2 protein-coding genes are annotated in these 5,088 nt (G+C 73.1%); both read left to right on the top strand.

Translation table 11 applies throughout. The annotated features are described in order from the left end of the window. The coding region (locus LZ604_RS35235; protein ID WP_234520290.1) for a type I polyketide synthase at positions 1 to 4,179 on the top strand (4,179 nt) is incomplete at its 5' end. 46 nt (positions 4,180 to 4,225) lie between these two features. Beyond that, positions 4,226 to 5,088 (top strand): beta-ketoacyl synthase N-terminal-like domain-containing protein (locus tag LZ604_RS35230; RefSeq protein ID WP_234520288.1); only part of this gene is annotated, 863 nt, incomplete at its 3' end.

The raw sequence follows: 5,088 nt of genomic DNA, 5'->3' as shown, positions 1-5,088 counted from the left end.
TCGGCGTCGGCGGATGGGACGGGCTGGGCCGAGGGTGTGGGTGTGCTGGTGGTGGAGCGGTTGTCGGATGCCGTGCGCCGGGGGCATCGGGTGCTGGCGGTGGTGCGGGGGACGGCGGTGAATCAGGACGGGGCGTCCAATGGTCTGACTGCGCCGAACGGGCCGTCGCAGCAGCGGGTGATCCAGCGTGCGCTGGCGGGTGCGGGGCTGGCGGGGGGTGAGGTGGATGCGGTGGAGGCGCATGGTACGGGCACGCGGTTGGGTGATCCGATCGAGGCGCAGGCGTTGCTGGCCACCTATGGGCAGGGCCGGGTGGGTGAGCCGCTGTGGCTGGGTTCGGTGAAGTCGAACATGGGTCATACCCAGGCGGCGGCCGGGGTCGGTGGTGTGATCAAGATGGTGATGGCGATGCGGCATGGGGTGTTGCCGCGGACGCTGCATGTGGATGAGCCGACTCCGTTCGTGGACTGGGAGTCGGGTGCGGTGCGGTTGCTGACCGAGCAGCGCCCGTGGCCGGATACGGGCCGGCCTCGTCGTTCGGCGGTGTCGTCCTTCGGTATCAGTGGCACCAACGCGCATGTCGTGCTGGAGCAGGCTCCCCTGACGCAGGAAACGGAGGGGGTGCGTGCCGGGGCGGCTCCCGCTCCGGCCACCGTGCCGCTGGTCCTCTCGGCCAGGTCACCCCAGGCACTGGCCGCCCAGGCCAGGCAGCTGCGTGCACGGATCGCCGCCCCGGGAACGACCCGGGACCGGCTGCCGGACATCGGCTTCAGTCTCGCCACACGTTCCGTGTTCGACCACCGCGCGGTGGTGCTCGGTTCCGACGAGGCGGAACTGCTGGACGGCCTCACGGCACTGGCCGAAGGGCGCCAGGCCCCCGGACTGCACACGGGTGCGGCCGAACCGGGCGCAGTGGCCTACCTGTTCACCGGGCAGGGCAGCCAGCAGCCGGGCATGGGACGCGAACTGTACGACGCCTTCCCGGCGTTCGCCGATGCCCTGGACACGGTGTGCGGCGTCCTGGACAGCCACCTCACCCGGCCCCTGCGGGAGGTCATGTTCGCCGAGGACGGCACGGAGAACGCCGGCCTGCTGAACGAGACCGAGTACACCCAGACGGCGCTGTTCGCGTTCGAGGTGGCCCTCTTCCGGCTCCTTCAGTCGTGGGGACTGCGCCCCGACTACCTCATGGGCCACTCCGTGGGCGAGCTCGCCGCCGCGCATGTCGCGGGAGTGCTCTCCCTCGACGACGCGGCCGCACTGGTGGCCGCCCGCGGCAGGCTGATGCAGGCCCTCCCGCGGGGCGGCGCCATGGTGTCGGTGCTGGCCACCGAGGAGCGGGTGACCGGCCTGCTGGAGGGCCATGAGACGAAGGTGTCCGTCGCCGCCGTCAACGGCCCCGCGTCGGTGGTGATCTCCGGTGACGAGGAAACGGTGCTGCGCATCACCGCCGAACTCGGCGCCGAGGGAGTCAAGACCCGCCGGTTGAACGTCAGTCACGCCTTCCACTCGCCCCATATGGACCCCATGCTGGACGAGTTCCGGGCGATCGCCGGCAAGCTGGCGTTCTCCCGGCCGACCGTGCCGATCGTCTCCAACGTGACCGGCCGGCTCCTCACCCCCGAAGAGGCGTGCTCCGCGGACTACTGGGCCGACCACATCCGCAGCGCGGTGCGCTTCCACGACGGGGTGCGCACCCTGCGGGCCGAAGGCGTGGACACCTGTGTGGAGCTCGGGCCGGACGCCGTACTGACCGCCATGGCGCAGGACTGCCTCGGCGGGACCGGCGACACCGAGCCGCTGCTGATCCCGACCCAGCGACGCACCAAGCCGCAGGTCCGCACGCTCACCGCCGCCGTGGCCGACGCCCACGCCCACGGAGCGGCCGACGTCGACTGGCAGGCACTCTTCACCGGTTCCGGCGCCCGGTGGGTGGAGCTGCCCACCTACCCCTTCCAGCGGCAGCGCTACTGGCTCCAGACACCCGCCGGACCGGCCGACGCCGAGGACGGCCCCCAGGAACTGTTCTGGTCCGCGGTGCGGGAGCGCGACCTCGGCTCCCTCGAGGACATGCTCGGTTCCGAGGCATCCGGGGCACTCGCCGAGCTGCTGCCCACGCTGGCGTCCTGGGACGAGGACAGCACCCGGCGATCCGCCGTCGGCTCCTGGCGGTACCGGGAGGCATGGTGGCCCGCCGACGTCCCCGCCGACGGAGCGCTCTCCGGCACCTGGCTGGTCGTGGCCCCCTCGGCACTGCCCGCCCCCCACCTGCTCGCCGCGACCGAGGCGGCGCTGGTGGAGCGAGGGGCCCATGTGGTCCGGATCGTCGTCGACCCGGCGCACACCGATCGGGCGACGCTCGCGCGGCAGCTCGCCGAGGCGGCGGACGGCACGCCCGCCGCGGGCGTCCTGTCCCTGCTGGCGCTGGACACCACGCCGTACGAGAACCACCCCGTGGTGACGCGCGGAACCACCGCGACCCTGTCGCTGATCCAGGCCGTCTCCGAGAGCGCAGGCGCCGGGACGGCCGAGCCGCCGCACTTGTGGCTGCTCACCCAGGGCGCCGTCTCCACGGGCGACTCGGACGTCCTCCGGGATCCGGCGCAGGCCCAGGTGTGGGCGCTGAGCCGGACCGCCGCGCTCGAACACCCGCAGATCCGGGGCGGCGTCGTCGACCTGCCGGCCGCGACGGACGAGGGCGCACTGGGGCGTCTGACGGCCGTGCTGGCCGAGCCCGGAGGGGAGGACCAACTGGCCGTACGGCCCGCCGGAACCCTCGTACGCCGACTGGTCCGGGCCGCTGCGGGGCGGCCCGGAGGCGCCCCCTGGACACCCCGGGGCACCGTGCTGATCACCGAGGGCACCTCGGGGATGGGCGCGCGGGTCGCACGCCGGCTCGTCGCCCGGGGGGCACGCCATCTGCTGCTGACCCACGCCCCGGGCGCCGAAGCACCGGGCGTCCCCGAGACCGTCGCGGAACTCTCCGCGGCGGGCGCGCAGGTGACCGTGCTCCCCTGCGACCTCGGTGACCGGACCGCGGTGGCCGCGCTGCTCGCCGGCATACCTGCGGACCGGCCGCTGACCGCCGTGTTCCACACCGCAGGCGACCTGCACACGGGCGCCCTGGCCGACATGGACCCGGCACGGTTCGCCGCCACGGTCGGCACCACGGCGGCGGGCGCCGCCCATCTGCACGAACTGGTGGACGCCGGGGCCCTGGACGCCTTCGTCCTGTTCTCGTCGATCGCCGGAGTGTGGGGCAGCGGCGGCCAGGGCGCATACGGCGCCGCCAACGCCTACCTCGACGCGCTCGCCCAACACCGCCGGGGCCGCGGTCTGGCCGCCACCGCGCTCGCCTGGGGCGTCTGGGCGGACACCGCCTCGAACGCCACCGAGGCGGCGGACCCGGCCGCCGAACGGGAACGCCGCGAACAGCTCCGCCGCCGTGGGCTGTCCGAGATGCCGCCGGAGCTCGCCCTCGACGTCATGACGGAGTCCATCGCACAGGCGGACGCCGCGTATGTGGTCGCCGACGTCGACTGGGAGCGCTTCGCCCCGGCCTTCACCGCAGTCCGGCCCAGCCCGCTGATCAGCGGCCTGCCCGAGGTCGACCGCGTCCTCGGCGCGGCGGACGGCGACACCGGAACCGGCACCACCGAGGCCGCGGACCGACTGCACCAGTCGCTGGCCGGGCTGCCCGCGACGGAACAGGAACGACTGCTCACCGACCTGGTCAGGACCGAGATCGCAACCGTACTGGGCCACTCCGGCCCCGAGGCGGTCCCCGCCACGCGCGCCCTGAAGGACCTGGGACTCGACTCGCTGGCCGCGGTGTCGCTGCGCAACCGGCTGGGCGCGGCGACCGGCCTGCGGCTGCCCGCCACGCTCGTCTTCGACCACCCCAACCCCGCCGCGATGGCCGTCTTCCTGCGAGCCGAGCTCGCACCGAAGGAATCGAGCACGGCCCTGGACGAGGAACTCGACACGCTGCACGCCCTGGTGGCCGGGTTCTCCGGCGACCAGGCCACGCGCGAGCGGATCGGCGGCCGGCTCCAGGCCCTGCTGGCGGAGCTGACCGGCCAGGCCGCAGAGCCTGCCTCCGCCGTCGCCGCCCACCTGGAGGAAGCGTCCGACGAGGACATCTTCGCCTTCATCGACAGCGAACTCGGCACCCCCTGACCCCGGCGGCACGGCAGAACACCTGCCAGACATCAGCGAGGAACGCATGAACGCCATACCTGACGAGAAGAAGCTCCGGGACTACCTCAAGCGCGTGACCGTCGAACTCACCGCGTCGCGCCGCCGCCTGAAGGAGGAGCAGGACAAGCATCACGAGCCGATCGCCATCGTGGGGATGAGCTGCCGCTTCCCGGGCGGCGTGCGCTCGCCCGAAGAGCTGTGGCGGGTGGTGGAGTCCGGTGCCGACGTGATCGCGGGATTCCCCACCGACCGTGGCTGGGACGAGGACCTCTACGACCCCGATCCGGACCGCCCCGGCCGGACCGTCACCCAGCAGGGCGGATTCCTGTACGAGGCGGCGGAGTTCGACGCGGAGTTCTTCGGGATCTCGCCGCGTGAGGCGCTGGCGATGGATCCGCAGCAGCGGCTGTTCCTGGAGGTGTCGTGGGAGGCGCTGGAGCGTGCGGGGATCGACCCGCTGACGCTGCGCGGCAGCCGCACCGGCGTCTACGCGGGCTGTGTCACCGACGACTACCAGCTCACCCTCCAGCAGGCCCCCGGCGAGATCGAGGGCTACAAGATGACGGGCGCCGCACGCAGCGTGCTGTCCGGCCGGGTGTCCTACACCTTCGGCCTGGAGGGCCCGGCCGTGACCGTGGACACGGCCTGCTCCTCCTCGCTGGTGGCGCTCGACCTGGCCGCGCAGGCACTGCGCCGGGACGACTGCTCGATGGCGCTGGTCGGCGGTGTCACGATCCTCGCCACCCCGACCGAGTTCGTGAACTTCAGCCGTCAGCGCGGCTTCTCACCGGACGGTCGGTGCAAGGCGTTTTCGGCGTCGGCGGATGGGACGGGCTGGGCCGAGGGTGTGGGTGTGCTGGTGGTGGAGCGGTTGTCGGATGCCGTGCG

The sequence above is a fragment of the Streptomyces glomeratus genome (genome assembly GCF_021462825.1).
GTDB classification, from domain to species: Bacteria; Actinomycetota; Actinomycetes; order Streptomycetales; family Streptomycetaceae; genus Streptomyces; species Streptomyces glomeratus.
The sequence above is the reverse complement of the archived record's forward strand: the minus strand, read 5'-3'. Positions and strand labels throughout refer to the sequence as shown.